Origin of the sequence: Noviherbaspirillum galbum (assembly GCF_010974945.1) — a bacterium.
Lineage (GTDB): Bacteria > Pseudomonadota > Gammaproteobacteria > Burkholderiales > Burkholderiaceae_D > Noviherbaspirillum > Noviherbaspirillum galbum.
In genome coordinates, this window is the sequence record NZ_JAAIVB010000021.1 from 1 (window position 1) to 21,626 (window position 21,626).

General features: G+C 63.0%; 20 protein-coding genes. 4 read left to right on the forward strand and 16 right to left on the reverse strand.

The genetic code is table 11. The features are described from left to right. The 4 genes from G3574_RS06985 to rimJ form a co-directional block, all read left to right on the forward strand. A partial coding sequence (locus G3574_RS06985; RefSeq protein ID WP_163961431.1) for a peptidylprolyl isomerase occupies nt 1-1,373 on the forward strand: 1,373 nt, incomplete at its 5' end. A gap of 12 nt (nt 1,374-1,385) precedes the next feature. After that, nucleotides 1,386-2,417, forward strand: coding sequence for a 4-hydroxythreonine-4-phosphate dehydrogenase PdxA (gene pdxA, locus G3574_RS06990; RefSeq protein ID WP_163961433.1), 1,032 nt, complete (start codon nt 1,386-1,388; stop codon nt 2,415-2,417). Nucleotides 2,418-2,420: 3 nt separating this feature from the next. After that, the gene (gene rsmA / locus G3574_RS06995) at nt 2,421-3,185 is read left to right on the forward strand and encodes a 16S rRNA (adenine(1518)-N(6)/adenine(1519)-N(6))-dimethyltransferase RsmA (RefSeq protein WP_163961434.1); all 765 of its coding nucleotides are present in this window, start codon (nt 2,421-2,423) and stop codon (nt 3,183-3,185) included. 22 nt (nt 3,186-3,207) lie between these two features. After that, complete coding sequence (gene rimJ / locus G3574_RS07000; RefSeq protein ID WP_163961436.1) at nt 3,208-3,756, forward strand: ribosomal protein S5-alanine N-acetyltransferase; 549 nt, start codon at nt 3,208-3,210, stop codon at nt 3,754-3,756. Nucleotides 3,757-3,807: 51 nt separating this feature from the next. Here the strand turns inward: rimJ and G3574_RS07005 are convergent, their stop codons facing one another. The 16 genes from G3574_RS07005 to G3574_RS07080 all read right to left on the reverse strand — a co-directional run bounded on the left by G3574_RS07005 (nt 3,808) and on the right by G3574_RS07080 (nt 21,430). Then, nucleotides 3,808-5,661 (reverse strand): ankyrin repeat domain-containing protein, encoded by a 1,854-nt coding sequence (locus G3574_RS07005; protein WP_163961438.1) that lies wholly within the window; start codon nt 5,659-5,661, stop codon nt 3,808-3,810. 109 nt (nt 5,662-5,770) lie between these two features. Next, nucleotides 5,771-7,240, reverse strand: coding sequence for a hypothetical protein (locus tag G3574_RS07010; protein ID WP_163961440.1), 1,470 nt, complete (start codon nt 7,238-7,240; stop codon nt 5,771-5,773). Nucleotides 7,241-7,586: 346 nt separating this feature from the next. Then, entirely contained in the window at nt 7,587-7,976 is a 390-nt protein-coding gene (gene gloA, locus G3574_RS07015; protein ID WP_163961442.1) for a lactoylglutathione lyase, read from the reverse strand. Nucleotides 7,977-7,982: 6 nt separating this feature from the next. After that, nucleotides 7,983-8,954: a M48 family metallopeptidase gene (locus G3574_RS07020; RefSeq protein ID WP_163961444.1), complete on the reverse strand. Its 972-nt coding sequence runs from the start codon at nt 8,952-8,954 to the stop codon at nt 7,983-7,985. Next, the gene (locus G3574_RS07025) at nt 8,926-9,714 is read right to left on the reverse strand and encodes a lysophospholipid acyltransferase family protein (protein WP_163961446.1); all 789 of its coding nucleotides are present in this window, start codon (nt 9,712-9,714) and stop codon (nt 8,926-8,928) included. The genes G3574_RS07020 and G3574_RS07025 overlap by 29 nt, the downstream gene beginning before the upstream one ends. 221 nt (nt 9,715-9,935) lie before the next feature. Next, entirely contained in the window at nt 9,936-10,496 is a 561-nt protein-coding gene (gmhB, locus tag G3574_RS07030) for a D-glycero-beta-D-manno-heptose 1,7-bisphosphate 7-phosphatase (RefSeq protein ID WP_163961658.1), read from the reverse strand. Next, nucleotides 10,496-12,580, reverse strand: a complete 2,085-nt coding sequence (gene glyS, locus G3574_RS07035) for a glycine--tRNA ligase subunit beta (protein WP_163961448.1) — start codon at nt 12,578-12,580, stop codon at nt 10,496-10,498. Before glyS ends, gmhB begins: the two co-directional genes overlap by 1 nt. A gap of 109 nt (nt 12,581-12,689) precedes the next feature. Beyond that, nucleotides 12,690-13,613 carry a glycine--tRNA ligase subunit alpha gene (gene glyQ, locus G3574_RS07040; protein WP_163961450.1) on the reverse strand — a complete coding sequence of 308 codons (924 nt, stop codon included), beginning with the start codon at nt 13,611-13,613 and terminating at the stop codon, nt 12,690-12,692. 107 nt (nt 13,614-13,720) lie between these two features. After that, entirely contained in the window at nt 13,721-15,277 is a 1,557-nt protein-coding gene (lnt, locus tag G3574_RS07045; RefSeq protein ID WP_163961452.1) for an apolipoprotein N-acyltransferase, read from the reverse strand. A 99-nt stretch (nt 15,278-15,376) separates the two neighbouring features. Continuing rightward, complete coding sequence (locus tag G3574_RS07050; protein ID WP_163961454.1) at nt 15,377-16,276, reverse strand: HlyC/CorC family transporter; 900 nt, start codon at nt 16,274-16,276, stop codon at nt 15,377-15,379. Nucleotides 16,277-16,424: 148 nt separating this feature from the next. Next, on the reverse strand, nt 16,425-16,886 hold the full coding sequence (gene ybeY / locus G3574_RS07055) for an rRNA maturation RNase YbeY (RefSeq protein WP_163961456.1): 462 nt from the start codon (nt 16,884-16,886) through the stop codon (nt 16,425-16,427). Continuing rightward, entirely contained in the window at nt 16,864-17,946 is a 1,083-nt protein-coding gene (locus tag G3574_RS07060; RefSeq protein ID WP_163961458.1) for a PhoH family protein, read from the reverse strand. The genes ybeY and G3574_RS07060 overlap by 23 nt, the downstream gene beginning before the upstream one ends. Before the next feature lie 25 nt (nt 17,947-17,971). Next, a complete protein-coding gene (gene miaB, locus G3574_RS07065) occupies nt 17,972-19,333 on the reverse strand; it encodes a tRNA (N6-isopentenyl adenosine(37)-C2)-methylthiotransferase MiaB (RefSeq protein ID WP_163961460.1) in 1,362 nt (453 codons plus the stop codon). Further along, a complete protein-coding gene (locus G3574_RS07070; RefSeq protein ID WP_163961462.1) occupies nt 19,330-19,668 on the reverse strand; it encodes a hypothetical protein in 339 nt (112 codons plus the stop codon). Before G3574_RS07070 ends, miaB begins: the two co-directional genes overlap by 4 nt. Before the next feature lie 106 nt (nt 19,669-19,774). Beyond that, nucleotides 19,775-20,608: a CsgG/HfaB family protein gene (locus G3574_RS07075; protein WP_163961464.1), complete on the reverse strand. Its 834-nt coding sequence runs from the start codon at nt 20,606-20,608 to the stop codon at nt 19,775-19,777. 72 nt (nt 20,609-20,680) lie between these two features. Further along, nucleotides 20,681-21,430 carry a class I SAM-dependent methyltransferase gene (locus G3574_RS07080; RefSeq protein ID WP_205609685.1) on the reverse strand — a complete coding sequence of 250 codons (750 nt, stop codon included), beginning with the start codon at nt 21,428-21,430 and terminating at the stop codon, nt 20,681-20,683. Nucleotides 21,431-21,626 lie beyond the last annotated feature (196 nt).

The window sequence follows — 21,626 nt, forward strand, 5'->3', positions numbered from 1 at the left end:
GCGCCACCCTTGCCCTCGCGGCAGGCCTGCTCGGCGCAGCGGCGGCGCCGTCCGTCCTGGCCCAGGCGCCGCAGCCGGCGCCGGCTGTCGCGCCCGCCGCGCCCGCGGCGTCCCGCATCCAGCTGGCCGATGCCATCCTGGCCGTGGTGAACAACGAGGTCATCACCCGGCAGGAACTCATCGACAAGCTGCGCATCGTCGAGCGCCGCATGAAGAGCCAGGGCATCCAGCTGCCGCCGCCCCAGGAATTCCAGCGCCAGATGCTGGAGCGCATGATCGTCGATCTGGCGCAGATCCAGCTCGCCAAGGACATGGGCATCCGCATCGATGACCTCGCCCTCGACCGCACCATCGCGCGCATTGCCGAGCAGAACAAGATGTCAGTGACGCAGTTCCGCGACCAGCTCGAACGCGAAGGCACGCCGTTCCCGCGCTTCCGCGAGGAAATCCGCGAGGAAATCATCATGCAGCGCCTGCGCGAGCGCGAGGTCGACAACAAGATCCAGGTATCGGAATCGGAAATCGACAACTACCTCGCCACCCAGGCCAGCTCCACCCGCGGCCCGCAGGAATTCAACGTGCAGCACATCCTGGTTCGCATCCCGGAGAACGCCACGCCCGAGCAGATCAACGACCGCCGCCGCCGCGCCGAAGGCGTGTTCCAGCAGCTGCAGGCGGGCGGCGATTTCGCCAAGCTGGCCGCCACCTACTCCGATGCCAGCGATGCCCTGTCCGGCGGCGACCTCGGCTGGCGCACCGAAGAGCGCCTGCCGCAGATCTTCGTCGATACCGCGACCAACCTGAAAGAAGGTCAGGTGTCGCCAATCTTCAAGAGCGCCAACGGCTTCCACATCATCAAGCTCGCGGGCAAGCGCGCACCGAGCGTGGTCAAGAACGGCGGCGCCGCGCCGAACGCGGTGCAGCAGACCCATGTGCGCCACATCCTCATCAAGGTCAACCAGATCACCTCGGCCGCAGATGCCCGCCGCAAGCTGGCCGAACTGAAGCAGCGCCTCGACAACAAGGCAGCCACCTTCGACGAGCTGGCCAAGCTGTACTCCAACGACCTGTCCGCCTCCAAGGGCGGCGACCTCGGCTGGATCTATCCCGGCGACACCGTGCCGGAATTCGAGCGCGCCATGGATGCGCTGCAGCCCGGCCAGGTCAGCGAGCCGGTGGAGTCGCCCTTCGGCTTCCACCTCATCCAGGTGATGGAACGCAAGTCCGACGACGTCTCGCAGGAGCGCCAGCGCCAGATCGCCCGCGCCGCCATCCGCGAACGCAAGATGGAAGAAGCCACCAACGACTGGCTGCGCCAGCTGCGCGACCGCGCCTACGTCGAGTACCGCGTCGACGCCGGCGATCCGCGCTAAGGAAGATCCCACGTGAGCCAGCGTCCCGACATTGCCATCACCTGCGGCGAACCGGCCGGCATCGGCCCGGAGATCGCCATCCGCGCGGCCTGGGAATTGCGCGGCGAGGTCAATGGCATCCTGATCGGCGACGCGGCCCTGCTGTCGCTGCTCGCGCGCGAGATCGACCCGGCCATCCGCCTGCTTGCCATTTCCACCCAGGCCCTGCGCAACAGCGGCCTGCCGCGGCCCGGGCCGGAGCAATTGGTGGTCATCGATTGCCCGCTGGCCGAACCGGCCGTTCCCGGCAAGCTCGATTCCCGCAATGGGCGCGCCGTGCTGCAGACGCTCGACGTGGCCATCCGGTCCGCGCTGGGCGCGGTGTTCCAGGCGGTGGTCACCGCGCCGCTGCAGAAAAGCACCATCAACGACGCCGGCGTGCCTTTCACCGGGCATACCGAGTATTTTGCGGAGAAGACTGGAACCCCCCAGGTGGTGATGATGCTCGCCGGCGGCTCGCCCATGCTGCGCGTGGCGCTGGCCACCACCCACCTGCCGCTGAAGGACGTATCCGCCGCCATCACCGCCGACAGCCTGGTGCGCACCATCGACATCATCCACGCCGACCTGCAGCGCAAGTTCGGCATCGCCGCGCCGCGCATCCTCGTGACCGGGCTGAATCCGCATGCCGGCGAGAACGGTTACCTCGGCCGCGAGGAAATCGAGGTCATCGAGCCCGTGCTTCAGGACGCGCGGACGCGGGGCATCGACGCCCGCGGACCGTATCCCGCCGATACCCTGTTCCAGCCGAAATACCTCGAGAACGCCGACTGCGTGCTGGCGATGTACCACGACCAGGGCCTGCCGGTGCTCAAGCACGCCAGCTTCGGCCGCGGCGTCAACATCACGCTCGGCCTGCCGATCATCCGCACCTCGGTCGACCACGGCACCGCGCTCGACCTCGCCGCCGCCGGCCTCGGCCATGCCGACCACGGCAGCATGATCGAAGCCATCCGCATCGCGGCCCGCATGGCCCAGGCCTCCGCCGCATCGACCTCTTCCTGATCCATGAAACACATTCCCCGCAAGCGCTTCGGCCAGAACTTCCTGACCGACCAGGGCGTGCTGCACGACATCATCCGCGCCATCGATCCGCGTCCCGAGGACGTCATGGTCGAGATCGGCCCCGGCCTGGCAGCGATGACCAGGCTCCTGCTCGACTCGCTGGATCAGTTGCACGTGGTCGAGCTCGACCGCGACCTGGTCGAGCGACTCAAGAAAAACTTCGACCCGCAGCGCCTCATCGTCCACGCCGGCGACGCGCTGCAATTCGACTTCGCCAGCATCCCGGTGCCGGAAGGACGCAAGCTGCGCGTGGTCGGCAACCTGCCATACAACATCTCCAGCCCCTTGCTCTTCCACCTGGCCGAGATCGCGCCGCAGGTGCATGACCAGCATTTCATGCTGCAGAAGGAAGTGGTGGAGCGCATGGTCGCCGAACCGGGCAGCAAGGCCTATGGCCGGCTGTCGGTGATGCTGCAATGGCGCTATCACATGGAACTGCTGTTCGTCGTGCCGCCCTCGGCCTTCGACCCGCCGCCGCGGGTTGATTCCGCCATCGTGCGCATGATTCCCCTTCCGCAGCCGCTGGCCTGCGACGCGGCGCGTCTCGAAGCAGTGGTCACCAAGGCCTTCTCCCAGCGTCGCAAGGTGATTCGCAACTGCGTCGCCGGCATGTTCACCGAAGACGACCTCGTCCGCGCCGGCATCGACCCGCAGGCCCGCCCCGAAGCCGTGCCGATGGAACAGTTCGTCGCCCTGGCCAATCTTTGATATCCACCCTGGAGAGCATGCGATGCAGGAGCCGTTGATCGAAACCGAGCGTCTCAAGCTGATCCAGGTCACGGCAAACGATGCGCCGGCGGTGGCCGATTACTACCGCCGCAACCAGGAGCACCTCAAGCCCTGGGAGCCGGCGCGCGATCCGTATTTCTATTCACTGGAAGGTACCGAGGAGCGCCTGCACAAGGCCTGGCTCAACAGCCAGTCCGGCAGCGGCTACAGCTTCGGCTTGGTGCTGAAGGACTCCGGCGACCTCATCGGCATGTGCGCGTTTTCGAACATCGTGCGTGGGGTGTTCCAGGCTTGCCATCTCGGGTATTCCATTGACGGCGCGTGGGAAGGGAAGGGGTTGATGTCCGAGGCGATCTCGGGCGGGATTGCCTACATGTTCAACGAGGTCGGGCTGCACCGCATCATGGCGAATCATCTGCCGCATAACCGGCGGAGTGAGATGTTACTGCGCAAGCTGGGATTTGAGCGGGAGGGGTATGCCAAGGCCTATCTGATGATTAATGGGGTTTGGCAGGATCATGTGTTGAATGCGTTGGTGCGGGTGGGATAAAGAGAGTTGGTGTCGCGCCTCCTAAATCGGCCCGCCTGCCTTCCCTGCTTGTCAGCTCAAACCGAACAGGTCCGTGATCCAGCGATCGGGCCGCTGGTTGCTATGTCCCACGCGCAACGCCGTCTGAACGGCGCTTTCATTGGACTGACTGAGAAGCGACCTGTCCGCGCCTGCAGCCACCAGGGCGCAAATCGCGTCCTGGCTTGAAAACAGCGTCTCCGCAGCGATGTGAAGTGCCGTGCGATTCTCGTGATCGCGGGCATTGATGTCGGCGCCCGATTGAATCAATAAGTTCAGCAGCGCAGGGTCATTCCTTGGGGCCGCCAGATGCAGGACGCTCGGAGCGGCATCGTCGCCGCTTGCATTGAGCCCCTCATGAAGCGAGTTGAGGCGAAGAAGGCTTCGCACGCACGCCAGATCGGCGTTTGGCTGGTGATGGTTGATTGCCTCCCGCAGGCTTTGCGCCAGCCAAGCCTGTTCGTCCTGACGTTCGCTGTCGTCACGCGGACGAAAATCCAGCTCTTCGTATAGCGACAGAAGCCTGACTGTCGAGGCTCCGGCCTGCCCATGCGACAGAGCTTGCCTGATCGCTTCGACGACACTCCGCAAATACAACGTCGATGGCGAAATGTCCTCGGATGTCTCAGCTGCCTCGCGCACGAGAGCGTATTTTGCGAGCACGAATTCGACTTCATGAACGTTGCCGTTCCGTGCGGCCTGGGCAAGCAGGTTTGCAGCCGTGCGCGGCTGGCCTGCAGGAAGTGCCGCCTGCAATTGATGGAGGTTGCGCTGATCGACAGGTTTGTCGCCAAGCACCTTTCTAAGCAGCGGGTCTTCTGCGGACGCTTGATCGACATACCCAGCGATGATTTCCAAAATATCGTCGGTGAAGGCATCCCGCAACTCATGCACCGGGGTTGATGCATCAGTTTCAACGCGCGCGGCAGGCAAGGATGTCAATCCGGAGGATGGCGGAATAAAACTGGAAGCGCTTGCGAACGGTGAACGCATGAAGCGTCCGATCGCATCCATGAGTAATTCGCGGATCTCCCGATTCTCCTCATTATCGGACAAGGACGCCATACGCAGTGGCGTGAAACCGCGCCGCTCGTGCAGGAAGGGCGTAGCCCCGTGGTCGAGCAACATCCTGACCATGTCGGGCCTGCCGCGATTGACCGCAAAATGCAGGGCGCAGTTGCCATCCACGCTTCGCCGGTCAACATCCGCGCCTCTTTCGACGAGAACCTTAGCGATGTCGTCGTGGCCTCTGGCCAGGGCGAGGATCAAGGCGGTGTCGCTGTTGGCGCTGCAGGTATTGATATGCGCGCCGCGCTGGATCAAGAGTTTCGCCATCGCCGGTTGGTCATGTTCCAGCGCCCACATCAACGCTGGATGACCGGCACCATTGCCCGCGTTAACATCAGCCCCTTTCCTGATCAGTACGTCGGCGATGTCGGTATTGCCTCGTATTGCAGCGCATATCAAGGGCGTGTTGCCTTCCTCGTCGCGCGCATTCACCTCCGCGCCGTGATGGAGATGGTGTCGGACGGCATGCACGTCACCGGCCTCTATGGCCTTGTGCAAAGAGGGATACGCAGGAGGGCGCACGGGCGGGTCTGCCTGCAGACTAAATGCGTGAAAATCGATCGGCGCAAGCGCTTCGGGAGCAAGCATGTCGTGGTTGTCTCTGGCACTGAAATGGAATGAATCGCGAGCGGATTGATTGCCAAGTGTTGTTGACTTGACGGGGCTTTTTTTCAATCCGCTCAGGTTGCGCAATTTGCTGAACGTGATCGCGAAACGCGTCCTTGGTTTGACAGGCTGGGTCTGGATAACTCCTCCAGGGTGGGAGGGGGATGGCTTGCTGGAATCCGATATTGCCGGGCGCTGGAAGAGTTTGAACATTTGATGTCTTTGCCGGGGGTGTTGGCCATGGGGATTTCTGGCTCGAACCTTCCTTGCGAACGTCATGTAAAGCGTGTGTCAATGAAAGGCCTGGTTATCAAGCCGAGTGCTAAAGGCTGAACTTTTTGAATCCCGTTGCAATCACGTAGCGTTCATCCATCAAATTCTTGAGGCCGGTAATTTTGGCGCTGTAGTAGACTTTTTTCATATTCAAACTTGATATTTCTGCCCCTATTTTTGAAAGCTTGTTACTTATCTGGTCAACTTTCTTTTCATCGTTTGAACTCTTTTGTTGTTTAATCAGGTCGACTTGCAAGTCCGTTGCATCTTTTATTCTTTTTTCCACACTGTCAAATTTGGACTCATTCCTGGCAATTTTTTTCAGTAATTTCTCGCTACTGATTTCTCCAGCCTTATCTTTGGCGACAGCGGCCTCTGCTCGTAAAAAAGCGGCAGTCCTTTGTCCGTTGGTCGTTTTGTTTTTATCAGCGACAGCATCGGCCTTCTTACCAAGGATATCGGGGTCCGTCTCTTCCGGACGAGTACTTTGCATCTTGGATGCTGTTTGCAGTGTTACTGCCAATTTGGTATCCCGGACATTTTGCTTCAGGGCAAACTGGTCTTCTTTGGATAGACTGTCGTACTTGAGTTGCTGATCTTCGCTAAGCCTCAGGTTGCTTGTGCCAGTCAATTGAGAGTGAAAATCCCGTGCTTTCGTCGAAATGCTGTTGAAAGTGGAGAGGAGCATTGGCTCTCCATTTGACAAGGTCGACACAACTTCAAGTTTTGAGAGTACTGATAAACTCTCCCTGAATACCTGTTTGTCGCTTTCTGAAAGCAAATAAAATCGTTCCTTTTGATTGGTCGTTAAGGGACGATTAGCTCTTCCGCCCTCCGGGTCCCTTAGTTCGGCGTAAAATGTCTTGCCTTCCTCCGAAAGCCGGTCGTGAAATCGGGGAAGCATCGGGGCGTCGCCCACGATCGACTCTACTGTTCTGTACGAGCCTTGGAAGGCTACATTCTGCTCAAGCAGGGATATATCACCGAAAGGTAATCCGTTATAGGCAGCCATATGAGCATTAGACATTTGCTTCAGTCTCGGGCCACCTGATACCACGCTTGCATTAAGGTTGTTGTAGAAGTCTTGGCCGGTCGGTGTGAGCTTGTCATAGATTGGTTTAAGGATCGGGGCCTGACCAATTACCTTTGAAATCGTTGGTGCTGTTTTGGAGTGAACCGATTGACTGCTTATCCTCGCCTCGGGTTTGGAGGCTCCAACCTGGCTTTCCCCAAGCGAGTCAACGTGCTTTCCAGTGTCCAAGGCGGAATCCGTGCCTGCCGGGTCCGGCAGATTAAAGCTGCTGCCAGTATTATGGGTAAAGGTGCTCGCGGCGCCGGCGCCGGCTCTGGCTTCGGGGTTCAATCCCAGTTTTGAGTTGGACGGAATGCCATTTGTCAGGTCAATGCTCGCGTTGCGACCATGTTCCACCGTGCTGCGCAGTTCCGGTGATGCCGGTTCATTATGCTGGCCGGCCAGTTGGATGGCTGCGGTACCTGGAGCAATTTGACTGGCAAGCATAATTTTCTCCTGGTCCGGAAGCTTCCCTATGAATGACAGGTGCTTCAGCTTGACTATGGCTTTATATGAAGTGAAATAACTCCTTAAGCAGTTTAAGTTGACAGGTTTCTCAGAACATTAAGAATTAGTTATTTGCATGCATGACTAATTTTTTAAAGAAGGAACAAAGTTTCTTGTGCGGTAACCCGGTACATTCCCCCGGAGTGTGAGCCGCAATTGGGTCAGCAGAGATGCCGGAAACGACTCGGAGCGCCACGGAAACCGAAAAAAGATTCCCGCCTGCGCGGGAATGACAGCAGGAGGAATGGGATTCTCTCGCCTGCCGAGAAGGACAGGCGACTGGGGATTACCCCACCTTCCGCTCAATCAACTCGATCTTGTACCCATCCGGATCCTGCACGAAGGCGATCACCGTCGATCCCCCCTTCACCGGCCCGGCCTCGCGCGTCACATTCCCGCCCTGCGCCTTCACCCGCTCGCACGCCGCATAGGCATCATCCACCGCGATCGCGATGTGTCCATACGCGCTGCCGAGGTCATAGCTATCCACCCCGTAGTTGTAGGTCAGTTCCAGCTCTGCATGATCCGGGTTGGTCCCATATCCGACGAAGGCGAGCGTGTACTTCTGCTCGGGCCGGTCATTGGTGCGCAGCAGCTTCATGCCGAGCACGTTGGTGTAGAAATCGATGGAGCGCTGCATGTCGCCGACGCGCAGCATGGTATGTAGGATTCGCATGGTCTCTCAGAATATCGGCAAGGTTTCGGGGCCGCTGTCACGCAGCACGCGTTTCGCCGCCTCGAACTCGGGGAAGATCGACTGCACGGTGGCCCAGAAGCGCGGGCTGTGGTTCATTTCCCGCAGGTGGGCCAGTTCGTGCGCAATCACGTAGTCGATCTGCGGCAGCGCGAAATGGATGAGCCGCCAGTTGAGGCGGATCTTGCCTTGCGCGGTGCAGGAACCCCATTGCGTCGTGGCTGACGAAAGCGCAAAGGAATGATAGGCCACCCCGAGTTTTTCTGCATACAGCGGCAGGCGCTCGCCGAACAGGCGCTTGGCCTCGCGCTGAAGCCAGCCCTGCACCCTGTCCTTGAGCTGCTGCTCGGTGGCATCCGGCGGCAGGCTGACGGTGAGTTCCATGGCTTCCCCGTCGAATGCCACGCCTACGCCTTGCGCCGCGCGGATGCGCAGCGTGAGGTCGCGGCCGAGGAAGGGCAGGGTGCCGCCGTCTTCCCAGCGCATCTGCGCCTGCAGGCGGCGGGCGGACCGCTCGCGGCGCTCGGTCAGCTTGGACAGGATCCAGCGCTGCTTTTCCCGGATCGCGTTTTCCAGTTCGGCGATGGTGACCCAGCGCGGCGCGGTGATTCGCAGGCCGTCTTCGTCGATCACGAAGCCGATGGAGCGGCGCTTCGAGCGGACGAGGCGGTATTCGATGACGTGGCTTTCGAGCTGGATGCGGCGGTTCCCCGGGGCAGACAATTGCGAGGATGGCGTGCCGGGCGAGGGCGAGAGCGCCAGCGGATCGCGCGCCGGCTGGAAGGGCTGCCCCCAGCCTGGCGCGGCAGGCGCGGGTGGCGGAACGGGAACGGCGGCGGGCGCCGGAGCAGGAGTCGGTGACGGCGCCGCCTCCGCAACCGGCGCGAACAGGTCGAGCTGCTGGCCGGGTTGCGGGGCGTCGCTGGAAGAATCAGGCGGAGTCTGGCGAAGCAGCTTCAAGGGTCTTGTTCGGTACGTAAGTCTGGGTATAGACGCCGGGCGAGGAAATCACCCGCATTTCCGATTCTATCCAGTTTTCCACTTCCTGCATCAGGTCGTTCGGGGTGCGGCCTGCGGAGGAAATCGGCTTGCCGATGGAGACGGTGATGAGGCCCGGCTTCTTGATGAAGGAATTCTTCGGCCAGCATTCGCCGGCATTGAGCGCGATGGGAATGACGGGCACCTTGGTTTCCACCGCGAGGCGGGTGCCGCCGGACTTGTACTTGCCCTGCTTGCCGACCTTCGAGCGCGTACCTTCGGGGAACATGATGATCCACTTGCCGGTGGCGAGGCGCTGCTTGCCCTGTTCGACAACCTGGGCGAAGGCATCCTTGGTCTTGCTGCGGTCGATGGGAATCATGCGCAGCAGCGCGATGCCCCAGCCGAAGAAGGGGATGTAGAGCAGTTCCTTCTTGAAGACATACACCAGCGGACGCGGCAGGGCGTAGTAGAGGAAGATGGTTTCCCAGGCCGACTGGTGCTTGGACAGCACGATGGCCGGGCAGTCGGGCAGGTTCTCGGCGCCCTTGATCTGGTGGCGCACGCCGCAGAAGACGCGCAACGAACCGATGATGAAGCGGTTCCACAGGCCGGTCATGAAGTAGCGCTTCTCGTAGGGCAGGGGCGCGAAGAGGAAGCAGATCGGCGCCCAGATGACGGTGGCGACGATCATCGTCAGCGTGAAGGCGAGCGAGCGCAGGAAAAGAATGGGGTGGGACATCGGGGCTCCGGGTACGTCGATTCAAACCAGCTGTTTCAGTCCCCTCCCTTTCAAGGGGAGGGTTAGGGTGGGGATGGGGTTCGGTTGCAAGCAAAGAACAGGATTTGGTTTGCTTTCGATATCAATGCTGTTCCTTGCTCACGCCGGAAACCCATCCCCACCCCGGCCCTCCCCTTGAAGGGGAGGGAGTTAGATTCGCCCTCAAGGGGAGGGCAATCAATTCATGCCGCCTCCACCGCCACCTTCCGCGATTTCAGCAAAAACTCCACCGCCGCCGCGAGGTCGACATGCACGCTCGTCCCCGGCGGCAGGCCGCCCTTCGCGAGGGTACGCTCGCCCTTGCCGGTGCGTACCAGCAGCGGCGTGCAACCCACGATGAACCCGGCCTGCAGGTCGCGCAGCGAGTCGCCGATGCAGGGCACGCCCTTGAGGCTGACCTCGAAGCGCTTGGCGATGGCCTGGAACATGCCGGGTTTGGGCTTGCGGCAATCGCAGTTGTCGTCGGCGGCATGCGGGCAGAAGAACACCGCGTCGATGTCGGCGCCGGCCTGCTTGGCGGCGCGGTGCAGCTTCTGGTGGATGGCGTTGAGCGTGAAGATGTCGAACAGGCCGCGGGCGATGCCGGACTGGTTCGACGCCACCACCACCCGATAGCCGGACTGGTTCAACCGAGCGATCGCTTCCAGCGAGCCGGGAATCGGAATCCATTCCTCCGGCGACTTGATGAATTCGTCGGAGTCATGGTTGATCACGCCGTCGCGATCGAGAATCACCAGCTTCATCATGCGGCGAGCTTGGAGATGTCGGCCACCCGGTTCATCATGCCGTGCAGCTCGGACAGCAGCGCGAGGCGGTTGTTGCGCAGCTTTTCATCCTCGGCCATCACCATCACGTCGTTGAAGAAGGCATCGACGTTGTTGCGCAACTGCGCCAGCGACTTGAGCGTGCCGGCGAAATCGCCCTTGGCGAAGGCAGCGTCGACCTGCGGCTTGAGCAATTGCATCGCCGAGTACAGGCCTTCCTCTGCCACTTCCTTCAGCAGGCCGACGTGGATGAGGTTCTCGCTCACCGCGGTCTTCTTGAGGATGTTGGTGATGCGCTTGTTGGCAGCGGCCAGCGATTCGGCTTCCGGCAGGGCGGCGAAGGCATGTACTGCGTCCAGACGCTCGACGATGTTGTCGAGGCGGTCGGGCTGCTGCGCCACCACCGCTTCGATCTCGTTCTGGCTGTAGCCGCGCTCGCGCAACAGGCCGCGCAGGCGGTCGAGCATGAAGGCGTAGACCTCGCCGGTGGCGTCCTTGAAGTTGGCGTTGCCGGCGAAGAGTTGCGCCGCATCCTGCAGCAGGGCGTGCAGAGACAGCGGCAGGCGCTTCTCGACGAGCATGCGCAGCACGCCGAGGGCATGGCGGCGCAGCGCGAACGGGTCCTTGTCGCCGGTCGGCTGCAGGCCGATGCCCCAGATGCCTACCAGGGTTTCGAGCTTGTCGGCGAGCGCAACCACGGTGCCGGTCTGCGTAGCCGGCAGGGCGTCGCCGGCGAAGCGCGGCTGGTAGTGCTCGGACGCGGCCAGCGCCACCTCTTCCGGCTCGCCGTCGTGGCGCGCGTAGTAGGTGCCCATGATGCCTTGCAGCTCGGGGAATTCGCCCACCATGTCGGTCAGCAGGTCGGCCTTGGCCAGCAGCGCGCCGCGTTCGGCGAGCGCCACGTCGGCGCCGAGCGCGGCGGCGATCTTGCCAGCCAGCGCCGTCACGCGTTCGGTACGCTGGCCCTGCGTGCCCAGCTTGTTGTGATACACCACGTTGGCCAGGCCGGGAATGCGGTCGGCAAGAGTTTTCTTCTTGTCCTGCTCGAAGAAGAACTTCGCGTCGGACAGGCGCGGGCGCACTACGCGCTCGTTGCCGCCGATGATGTGGCGCGGGTCGGCGGTCTCGATGTTGGAGACGATCAGGAAGCGCGAACGCAGGCGGTTGGCGTCGTCGGTGAGCGCGAAATATTTCTGGTTGGTCTGCATGGTGAGGATCAGGCATTCCTGCGGCACCGACAGGAAGGATTCCTCGAAGCGGCATTCGTAGACCACCGGCCATTCCACCAGCGCGGTGACTTCGTCGAGCAGCGACTCGGGCATCAGCACGCGGTCGGCGCCGGCTTTCTCGAGCAGCGACTTGCGGATGGTTTCCTTGCGCTCGGCGGCCGAGGCGATGACCTTGCCCTGCGTGGCCAGCGTGCCGGCGTAGCTGGCGGCATCGGCGATGCTGATCTCGCCTTGCGAGAGGAAGCGGTGGCCGAGGGTGACGCGGCCGGCTTGCAGGCCGAGCGTGGAAATCGGAACGATCTCGCTGCCGAGCAGGGCGATGAGCTTGTGCGCCGGACGCACGAACTGCACCGTCTCGCCGTCGGGACGCTGATAGCTCATGACCTTGGGAATCGGCAGCTTGGTCAGCATCTCTTCCAGCGCGGCCTGCAGGCCGTCGCGCAGCGCCGAGCCCGGCGCGGTGTAGGTGTAGAAGAAGCTTTCCGCCTTGCCGTCGGAAGCGCGTTCGAGGTCGCTGACCTTCAGGTCGGGGAAGCCGAGCGCGGCAAGCTTCTTCGCCAGCGGCGGCGCGGGGTTGCCTTCTTTGTCCAGCGCCACAGACACCGGCAGCACCTTCTCGCGGATGGACTTGTCGGGCGAGGTGGCGCGCACGCCGCCGATGGTGACGGCGAGGCGGCGCGGCGAGGCATAGGCTGTCGCGGCGGCGTCGGCTTCCAGGAAGTCGCGCGACTTCAGGCCATTGAGAATGCCGGCGGCAAAGGCGTCGCCCAGCCTGGCGAGCGCCTTCGGCGGCAATTCTTCGGTAAGCAGTTCAACGAGAAGAGTTTGGGTCATGTTGTGGTGACGGCCTTGTCAGGTCGGCCGTGTCGATTGCGTTGGTCCGGTCGGCCGCCCGGGGGAGGGGCGGCGTGCGGGTCGGTTCGGATGAAGCGGATCGGGCAGGTCAGGCGGCGCTGCGCGCGGCATCCACCGAGCCGCCGCACATCGGGAAGCCCAGCTTCTCGCGCGACTCGTAGTAGGCCTGCGCGACCGCGCGCGACAGGTTGCGGATGCGGCCGATGTAGGCGGCGCGCTCGGTGACGGAGATCGCGCCGCGGGCATCGAGCAGGTTGAAGGTATGCGCCGCCTTGAGGATCATCTCGTAGGCCGGCAGGGCCAGCGGCACTTCCATCAGGCGCTTGGCCTCGGCTTCGTAGTTGCCGAAGAGCGAGAACAGGAATTCGGTGTTCGAATGCTCGAAGTTGAAGGTCGATTGCTCGACTTCGTTCTGGTGGAACACGTCGCCGTAGGTCAGGCGCTTGGTGACGCCGTTTTCCTGCCATTCGGTCCATACCAGGTCGAAGACGTTTTCCACGCCCTGCAGGTACATCGCGAGGCGCTCGATGCCGTAGGTGATCTCGCCGAGCACCGGCTTGCAGTCGAGGCCGCCGACCTGCTGGAAATAGGTGAACTGGGTGACTTCCATGCCGTTGAGCCAGACTTCCCAGCCCAGGCCCCAGGCGCCGAGCGTCGGGTTTTCCCAGTCGTCCTCGACGAAGCGGACGTCGTTCTGCTTCAGGTCGAGGCCGAGGGCTTCGAGCGAGCCGAGGTAGAGGTCGAGGATGTTTTCCGGCGCCGGCTTGAGCACCACCTGGTATTGGTAGTAGTGCTGCATGCGGTTGGGGTTTTCGCCGTAGCGGCCATCCTTGGGGCGGCGCGAAGGCTGCACGTAGGCGGCGCGCCAGGGCTCCGGTCCGATCGCGCGCAGGAAGGTCGCGGTGTGCGAGGTGCCGGCGCCGACTTCCATGTCGTAGGGCTGCAGCAGAGCGCAGCCCTGCTTGTCCCAGTACTCTTGCAGGGTGAGGATGACTTGTTGAAATGTGAGCATCGTGGTGTTCTTGCTTTCGGGACCGGCCGGGCCGGTGCTTGATCAAGGGTGGCGCAATTCGCAAGGCCTTGCCGGCGATTGCGCGAAACCCCTGATTTTAGCGGCTTTTACTCCTTGGCGGCACGTCTGGAGACCAGACCGGAAGCAATCAGGAGCACCAAGGCAAGCACCACGGCGGGAAGGTTGCCAAAACGGCTGTAGGGCGTCAGGCCTTCCTGGCCTTGCACGCGCGCCTCGACCGCGCCGCGCACATAGGGACGCAGCATCGCCTGCACCTCGCCCTTCGGGCCGATCACGGCGGTCACGCCGGTATTGGTGGCGCGCAGCATCGGGCGGCCGGTTTCCAGCGATCGCATTTGCGAAATCTGCAAATGTTGAGGCAAGGCAATGGTGTCGCCGAACCAGGCGATGTTTGATACGTTGAGCAGCATCGTGGCCGGTACAGGCGAGGCCGACAGCTGGGCAGCAATTTCCTCGCCGAACAAATCTTCGTAGCAGATGTTGGGCAGCACGCGCTGGTCCTTCACGGCAAATGCCGGCTGCACGGCCGCGCCGGGCGTGAAGTCGCCCAGCGGAATATTCATCATGTTGACGAACCAGCGGAAACCGAAGGGGATGAATTCGCCGAAAGGCACGAGGTGGTGCTTGTCGAAGCGGTAGGAAGGCGTACCGGCATCACCCGGCGCAAGCCCGATCACGCTGTTGGCATAGCGTGACGGCCCGTCCGACACCGGAATGCCAAGGATGACGTGGCTGCCGGACCGGTTGGCGAACTCGCCGAACAGCGGCAGGTAGTCCGGCGGCAGCTGGCCGGACAGCAAGGGGATGGCGGTTTCCGGCGTGGCGATCAGGTCGGCGGGGCGCTCGGTGATCATGTCGTGGTACAGGCGCAGCGTGTTGCCGATCTGCTCCGGCGCGAACTTCATTTCCTGGGGCACGTTGCCTTGCAGCAGGCGCACCGTGATCGGCGCGCCGTGCGGCCTGGTCCAGTCGATGCGCCCGAGCAGCCCGCCGGCAACGATAAGCACCATGGCAAGCAGGGGAGCGGGCTTCCAGGCGCGCACGAGCACGAGCGAGGCAGCCGCCCAGGCCGCGATCATGCCGATGCCATACACGCCGGCCAGCGGCGCGAATCCGCCCAGCGGGCCATTGGCGTGGGCATAGCCCGAACTGATCCAGGGAAAGCCGGTCAGCACCCAGCCGCGCAGCCATTCCGCCAGCAGCCAGGCAGCGGGGAAGGCCAGCATCAGCATCGCCGCTTCACTGGCGCCGGTCCTGCGCCGCAGCCACGTCGCGCCGCCGAGCGCCAAACCGTAGAACAGCGAGAGGTACATCGCCAGCAAGACTACCGCGAGCCCGGCCATCCAGGCCGGCATGCCGCCATAGTCGTGCATGCTGACGTACAGCCAGTGGGTGCCGGCGGCCAGCCAGCCGAAGGCGTAGGCGAATCCGGTCCAGCCGGCGCGCCAGGGCGCGGCACGCGACGCCAGGTGGAAAGTGAGGGCCAGCGTCAGGATCTGCAGCGGCCACCAGCCGAAGGGCGCGAAGGAAAACACGTTGGCCAGGCCGGCGAGGAAGGCGAGCGCCGGCGCCCAGCGCGACAGCGGATGCGGACGGGTCGGTACGGGCAGGGCACTCAGGTGGGGATCGTCGGTCCGACGCATGCGCAGGCTCAGGTCTGGTATGGGAAGAGGCGGCTCGCGCCGCCCCGGCGGGATGGGAGGAAACCGGCCGACCGGCGCTGGCGTGCGGCCGGCCCGATGTCAGCTCGCGGTCCGGGAGGCGGTCTCGGCGGCCGGTTCGGGAAGTTTTTCCACCAGCAGCACGTGGACCTGGCGCGCGTCGGCGCGCAGGACCTCGAAGCGCACGTTGTCGATGTCGAACACGTCGCCGCGGCGCGGCACGCGGCCGAGGTGGTTGGCCACCAGGCCGCCGATGGTGTCGACGTCCTCGTCGGAAAAGCGGGTCTCGAGCTTCTCGTTGAACTGCTCGATCTCGGTCAGGGCCTTCACGCGCCAGCGGTGGCGGCGGATGCCGTCCTTCACCGGCAGGATGTTGTCTTCTTCCTCGTCGAAGTCGTATTCGTCCTCGATGTCGCCGACGATCTGTTCGAGCACGTCTTCGATGGTGATCAGCCCGGCCACGCCGCCGTATTCATCGACCACCACCGCCATGTGGTTGCGGTTGGCGCGGAAGTCGCGCAGCAGCACGTTGAGCTGCTTGGATTCGGGAATGAAGACGGCGGGGCGCAGCATGTCGCGCACGTCGAAGCTGTCTTCCGCGTAATACCGCAGCAGGTCCTTGGCAAGCAGGATGCCGACCACCTTGTCGCGGTTGCCTTCGATGGCCGGAAAGCGGGAGTGCGCGGTTTCCAGCACCAGCGGCAGCCATTCCTCGATCGGCTTGGTAAGGTCGACCACGTCCATCTGCGAGCGCGGCACCATGATGTCGCGCGCCGAGAGGTCGGATACCTGGAATACGCCTTCGATCATCGACAGCGCGTCGGCATCGATGAGGTTGCGTTCGTGGGCGTCCTGCAGGATTTCGAGAAGCTCGGTACGGTTCTCGGGTTCGGGGGAAATGAGCGCGCTCAGGCGTTCGAACAGCGAACGCTGCGGCTTGGTGTCAATGAACTTTTGGACACCACCAGGGTGATCTTGCATATGGCGGAAAGCCGTAGTTGGGTTGGATATAAGCATACAACAAGAATTCAGGGTTTCCCAGAAAAGGGGCGGCAGGGTTGTCGCAGATGCAATCCTGGCGGAAACGGCCGCCGCGGACCGCCCGGCAGTGCTTCATTGCCATGCGCCTTCAGCCGCGCTCCGCGTAGGGATTCGATTCGCCAAGGCCGGCGAGGATCTCGATTTCCAGCGCTTCCATTTCCGCCGCTTCCTCGTCGTCCTCGTGGTCGTAGCCTTGCGCGTGCAGCACGCCGTGCACCACCAGGTGGGCCGTGTGGGACTCGACGGTCTTCTTCTGCTCCGCCGCCTCGCGCTGCAGCACGTCGGTGCAGAGGATGATGTCGGCCTGCGTCACCTCGCTGTCCTCATTCTCGGTATAGGCGAAGGTCAGGACGTTGGTGGCGTAATCCTTGCCGCGGTAGTCGCGGTTGAGCGTGCGCCCTTCCTCCGCATCGACGAAGCGGATGGCCAGCTCGGCGGGCGCGAACAGGGCCGCCTGCACCCAGCCCCGCAGCTTGCTGCGGGGAATGACGTCTTTCAGGCGCGGGTCAGGATACTGGACGGACAGGCTAAGCTTGTTTTTTTGCGGCATTTTTCGGCAAGACGGTCTTGCTGGTGGCGGCTTCATAGGCATCGACGATGCGCGCCACGAGTGGATGGCGGACCACGTCGGCGCTGGTGAAGCGGGTGAAGGCGATGCCCCGCACGTTCTTGAGGATGTTGGTCGCGTCGATCAGGCCGCTCTTCTGCGAACGCTGCAGGTCGATCTGGGTGATGTCGCCGGTCACCACCGCCTTGCTGCCGAAGCCGATGCGGGTCAGGAACATCTTCATCTGTTCCGGCGTGGTGTTCTGCGCCTCGTCGAGGATGATGAAGGAGTGGTTCAGCGTGCGGCCGCGCATGTAGGCCAGCGGCGCGATCTCGATCACCTGCTTCTCGAACAATTTCTGCACGCGGTCGAAGCCGAGCAGGTCGTAGAGCGCGTCGTACAGCGGGCGCAGGTAGGGATCGACTTTCTGCGTCAGGTCGCCGGGCAGGAAGCCGAGGCGTTCGCCCGCTTCCACCGCCGGGCGGGTGAGAACGATGCGCTTGACGGCATCGCGCTCCAGCGCGTCCACCGCGCAGGCCACGGCGAGATAGGTCTTGCCGGTGCCGGCCGGGCCGATGCCGAAGGTCACGTCGTGCTCGAGGATGGACTTGATGTACTGGGTCTGGTGCGGCGTGCGGCCGCGCAGGTCGCTGCGCCGCGTCTTGAGCACCGGGCCGGCATCGTCGAGCGTGTCGTCGTCGACGAGGTCGTCGCCCTTCGCTTCCCTGGCGCCGTTGCCATTGCCATTGCCGTTACCCCTGGCCTTGCGCTGGTCTTCTTCCTGGGCTTGCTCCGCCCGCTGCTCGACGAGCGCGAGCTGCACGTCCTCGACGGAAATGCTGTTGTCGGCGACCTGGTAGAAATTGTCGAGGAGCTCGACGGCCTGTTCTGCGTTGGAGCCGCTCACGATGAACTTCTCGCCCCGACGGAAGATGGTCACGTCGAGCGCGGCGGCAATCTGGCGGAGGTTTTCGTCCATGGGCCCGCAGAGGTGCGCAAGCCGCCGGTTATCCAGCGGCTCGGGGACGAAGTGTTGTGGCTGGGCAGGAATTTTGGGTTTCAAGGTGAGTGAATGACCTCGATCAGATTCAATCTTTGATGACAAGTTCGCCACGCAGCGAATTGGGGAAGGACTTGACGATGTTGACGTCGATCATCTGTCCGATGAGGCGCGCCGGGTTGGGGCCGCCATTGAAGTTGACCACGCGGTTGCTCTCGGTGCGGCCTTGCAGCTCGCCTGGATCCTTCTTCGACGGGCCTTCCACCAGGATGCGCTGCGTCGTGCCGACCATGGCTTCGGCAAGGCGGCGGGCATTGGCCTCGACCACTGCCTGCAGGTGCTGCAGCCGCTTGAGCTTGACCTCATAGGGCGTATCGTCGTGCAGGTTCGCCGCCGGCGTGCCGGGACGCGGGCTGAATACGAAGCTGAAGCTGTGGTCGAAGCCGATGTCGTCGATCAGCTTCATCAGGGCCTCGAAGTCGGCGTCGGTTTCTCCGGGGAAGCCCACGATGAAATCGCTCGCCACCGGGATGTTCGGCCGGACTTCGCGCAGGCGGCGGATCACCGACTTGTATTCGAGCGCGGTATAGCCGCGCTTCATCGCCGAGAGGATGCGGTCCGAGCCGTGCTGCGCCGGAAGGTAGAGGTGGTTAACCAGCTTGGGCACCTTGGCGTAGGTGTCGATCAGGCGCTGGGTGAATTCCTTGGGGTGGCTGGTGACGAAGCGGATGCGCTCGATCTGCGGGAATTCGGCGATGTACTCGACCAGCAGGGCGAAGTCGGCGATCTCGCCATCGGCCATCGCGCCGCGGTAGGCGTTCACGTTCTGGCCGAGCAGGGTGATTTCCTTCACGCCCTGTTCCGCGAGGGCCGCGACCTCGGTCAGCACGTCCTCGAAGCGGCGCGACACTTCTTCGCCGCGGGTATAGGGCACCACGCAATAGCTGCAGTACTTGGAACAGCCTTCCATGATGGAGACGAAGGCGGTCGGGCCTTCCACCTTGGCCGGCGGCAGGTGGTCGAACTTCTCGATCTCCGGGAAGCTGATGTCTACCTGGGCGCGGCCGCTTTCGCGGCGCTTGCTGATCAGGTCGGGCAGGCGATGCAGGGTCTGCGGGCCGAACACCACGTCGACATAGGGCGCGCGCTTGATGATGGCGTCGCCTTCCTGCGACGCGACGCAGCCGCCCACGCCGATCACGAGGCCGGGCTTGCTCTGCTTGAGTTCGCGGAAGCGGCCGAGGTCGGAGAACACCTTTTCCTGCGCCTTCTCGCGCACCGAGCAGGTGTTGAGCAGGATGACGTCGGCATCTTCCGGCGTCTCGGTCTTGACCAGGCCCTCGGAGACGTTGAGGACGTCGGCCATCTTGTCCGAGTCGTACTCGTTCATCTGGCAGCCGAAGGTCTTGATGAAGACTTTCTTCGGCGCGTCGTTGTTGGACGTAGTCATTGGCGTAGCTGGGAATTGGTTTGTTTCTGCAGCGACTCGCGCGCCTCGTCGGCGCTCAGGATCCATACCCGGTCGATGTCGCCGTTCATGTCTTCGGTGTAGTTGACCGTGAAGTCGCTGCCGCGCAGGGCGGCGGGCATTTCGATGAAGTTGTCGGCATTCCAGATGCGGGCCGCCGGCGCGAGATGGCGGGTCTGGCCGTCGATGACGATCTGGGGGAAATTGGCCGGCGTCATGGTGCCGCGCTTGGTCTGTTGCGGAAAAGGCCGGTCCGCCGCAACGCTCGTTGCCGCAACCAGGAAAGCAAGGATGGCGAGAATGGGGCGTAGCCGCATCGTGATATCCGCAGGGAAGTGGCCGTCGGTCGGAACGGCTGCGCGTTTCAGGGATTGCCGCGCAAGGCCGGCGACTGGCGCGGGCCGTTGCAACGCAAGCGTGATGTTATTGTGGATTTTGCGGGATTATAGCACCGGGGGACGGGGCCTCCTCGGCCTTGAGCACCACCCGTTGGGTGATGTTCTTCTGGGCGATGGTTTCCGTGAGGAAGGATGTCGCCCGCACCAGCAGGTCCCTTGCCACCTCTTCCAGGGGCGAGCCGCTGATGCTGGCATGGCTGCCGCCCAGTCCGATGCCTGCCCAGGCCGCCCCCGACAAGCCGAATCCCGTCTTCTCGTTGTTGGCCTGGAAGGTCTTGGAGGCGATGACCTTCGCCTTGCGGATGTCGACCACCCGGATGTCGATGTTCATGTGCACCTTGCTCTTCTTGTAATTGACCGAGCCAGCCAGCATGCGGATGGGCGCCGGCAGGAAGGCGATCGCGCCCAGGCCGGTGGAGCTCTGCTCGAATCCGAGCGAGGTGATGGAGCCGGTCACCATGTAGTCGGCGGCCTCGGCCTCGACCTTCTTGCCGATCAGCGCCATTTCCTTGTTGAGTTCTTCCAGCGCGGCCCGCTCCTGCACGTCGAAGCAGCCGGTCTGGGTGAGGGCGGTGGCCAGCATGTCGGTCATGCCGGTGCCGACGCCGGTGTACTTCGGCTGCGCCACCGTGCCGCCGGCGCCGCTGAGGTAATCCCACCAGCGGTACTGCCGCGGGTCCTGCTGGCCTGCGTTCGACGAGCAGTCGGCGGACTTGCACTTGAATTCGGTGAACATGACCTTGGCGGCGGGCGACTTGCAGGTCGGCACCGAGATCTCGCGTTCGACGACCTCGCTGGTGTTCGCGAGACAGAAAGGAGTGGCGAGCAGCAGGACAATGCTGGCGGAATGAGGTTTCATGACGGCCTTTCTTTGGAAAAGCCGTTAGTAGCGGATTGCCCGGATTTGCATCACCCGGCCACGGCATGCCTGCTACAGAAGATGGCCCGCCCAGGCAGGCGCTGCCTTGCACATGATGTGGAGATTCTCGTTGAAGCTGCCGAAGTTGTAGCCGTACTCCACCGCCAGGACCGCCAAGGCCTTGCGGGAGAACAGGCTGATATGCCCGTTGCGCGGCGAGGCATACCACCAGCCCGGGCGCTGGCCCGGATGCACTTGGCCGTCCGACAGCAAGGTGGAAAACAGCAGCATCCCGCCGTCCTCCAACAGCGAGCCGAGCGTGCCGATCAGCTGCCTGGCGTCGGGAACATGCTCGAACACCTCGAACGCGGTGATGAAGTCGAATTTCCCCAGTTGGGCTGGCTGCGTGTCCTTGTGGACGAAGGGGTCATAGGAGCGGGAGGTCCAACCGGCTTCCCTGAGCAGGTCGGACATGATGCCGCTGCCGCCGCCGTAGTCGAGATGCCTGACGGTCGACGGAAGATTGGGGAACATGCCGCGCAGCATGTGCGCGCTTCCCTTCGGCCGCAGCGAAACGTAGTCGGGATCGACCTTCACGTAGTCGGCGTTGTAGATCAGGGCCTCGAACTTTTCCAGCGGCCAGGCGCACATCTCGGGTGCGAAGCAATAGCCGCATTCGCCGCAGAGCGCATAGTGCACCAGCGTGCCCGACGGCGGCAGGAACATGCCGCGCGATTCCTCGCAGGATTTGTTCAGGTCCACGGGCGGGAGCATGGAGCAGGCGGCGCGGCAGATGGGGCAGGAAGTCGGGCTTGTGGTCATGGTCGGACTGGGCAAAGCGGTGGCAGGAATGCGGAGGTCCGCGAAAAAATCTCTTGAAGTAAATTATCGCCGAAAAATTTTCCGGCGGGCCGAAAAATAGCGCTTTGCCATCGGGAGGAATGAGAAAAATGCGCGCCCGTATTTTTGGCCGGGTGATGTGGGGAAAAGCGGAAGGACAAATGAAAACGCCGTCGTT

Coding starts and splice junctions, on each gene's coding strand:
- rsmA (WP_163961434.1), top strand. CDS start 2,421: ATGAAACACATTCCCCGCAAGCGCTTCGGCCAGAACTTCCTGACCGAC.
- rimJ (WP_163961436.1), top strand. CDS start 3,208: ATGCAGGAGCCGTTGATCGAAACCGAGCGTCTCAAGCTGATCCAGGTC.
- G3574_RS07005 (WP_163961438.1), bottom strand. CDS start 5,661: ATGTTCAAACTCTTCCAGCGCCCGGCAATATCGGATTCCAGCAAGCCA.
- G3574_RS07010 (WP_163961440.1), bottom strand. CDS start 7,240: ATGCTTGCCAGTCAAATTGCTCCAGGTACCGCAGCCATCCAACTGGCC.
- gloA (WP_163961442.1), bottom strand. CDS start 7,976: ATGCGAATCCTACATACCATGCTGCGCGTCGGCGACATGCAGCGCTCC.
- G3574_RS07025 (WP_163961446.1), bottom strand. CDS start 9,714: ATGTCCCACCCCATTCTTTTCCTGCGCTCGCTCGCCTTCACGCTGACG.
- gmhB (WP_163961658.1), bottom strand. CDS start 10,496: ATGAAGCTGGTGATTCTCGATCGCGACGGCGTGATCAACCATGACTCC.
- glyS (WP_163961448.1), bottom strand. CDS start 12,580: ATGACCCAAACTCTTCTCGTTGAACTGCTTACCGAAGAATTGCCGCCG.
- glyQ (WP_163961450.1), bottom strand. CDS start 13,613: ATGCTCACATTTCAACAAGTCATCCTCACCCTGCAAGAGTACTGGGAC.
- lnt (WP_163961452.1), bottom strand. CDS start 15,277: ATGCGTCGGACCGACGATCCCCACCTGAGTGCCCTGCCCGTACCGACC.
- G3574_RS07050 (WP_163961454.1), bottom strand. CDS start 16,276: ATGCAAGATCACCCTGGTGGTGTCCAAAAGTTCATTGACACCAAGCCG.
- ybeY (WP_163961456.1), bottom strand. CDS start 16,886: ATGCCGCAAAAAAACAAGCTTAGCCTGTCCGTCCAGTATCCTGACCCG.
- miaB (WP_163961460.1), bottom strand. CDS start 19,333: ATGACTACGTCCAACAACGACGCGCCGAAGAAAGTCTTCATCAAGACC.
- G3574_RS07070 (WP_163961462.1), bottom strand. CDS start 19,668: ATGCGGCTACGCCCCATTCTCGCCATCCTTGCTTTCCTGGTTGCGGCA.
- G3574_RS07075 (WP_163961464.1), bottom strand. CDS start 20,608: ATGAAACCTCATTCCGCCAGCATTGTCCTGCTGCTCGCCACTCCTTTC.
- G3574_RS07080 (WP_205609685.1), bottom strand. CDS start 21,430: ATGACCACAAGCCCGACTTCCTGCCCCATCTGCCGCGCCGCCTGCTCC.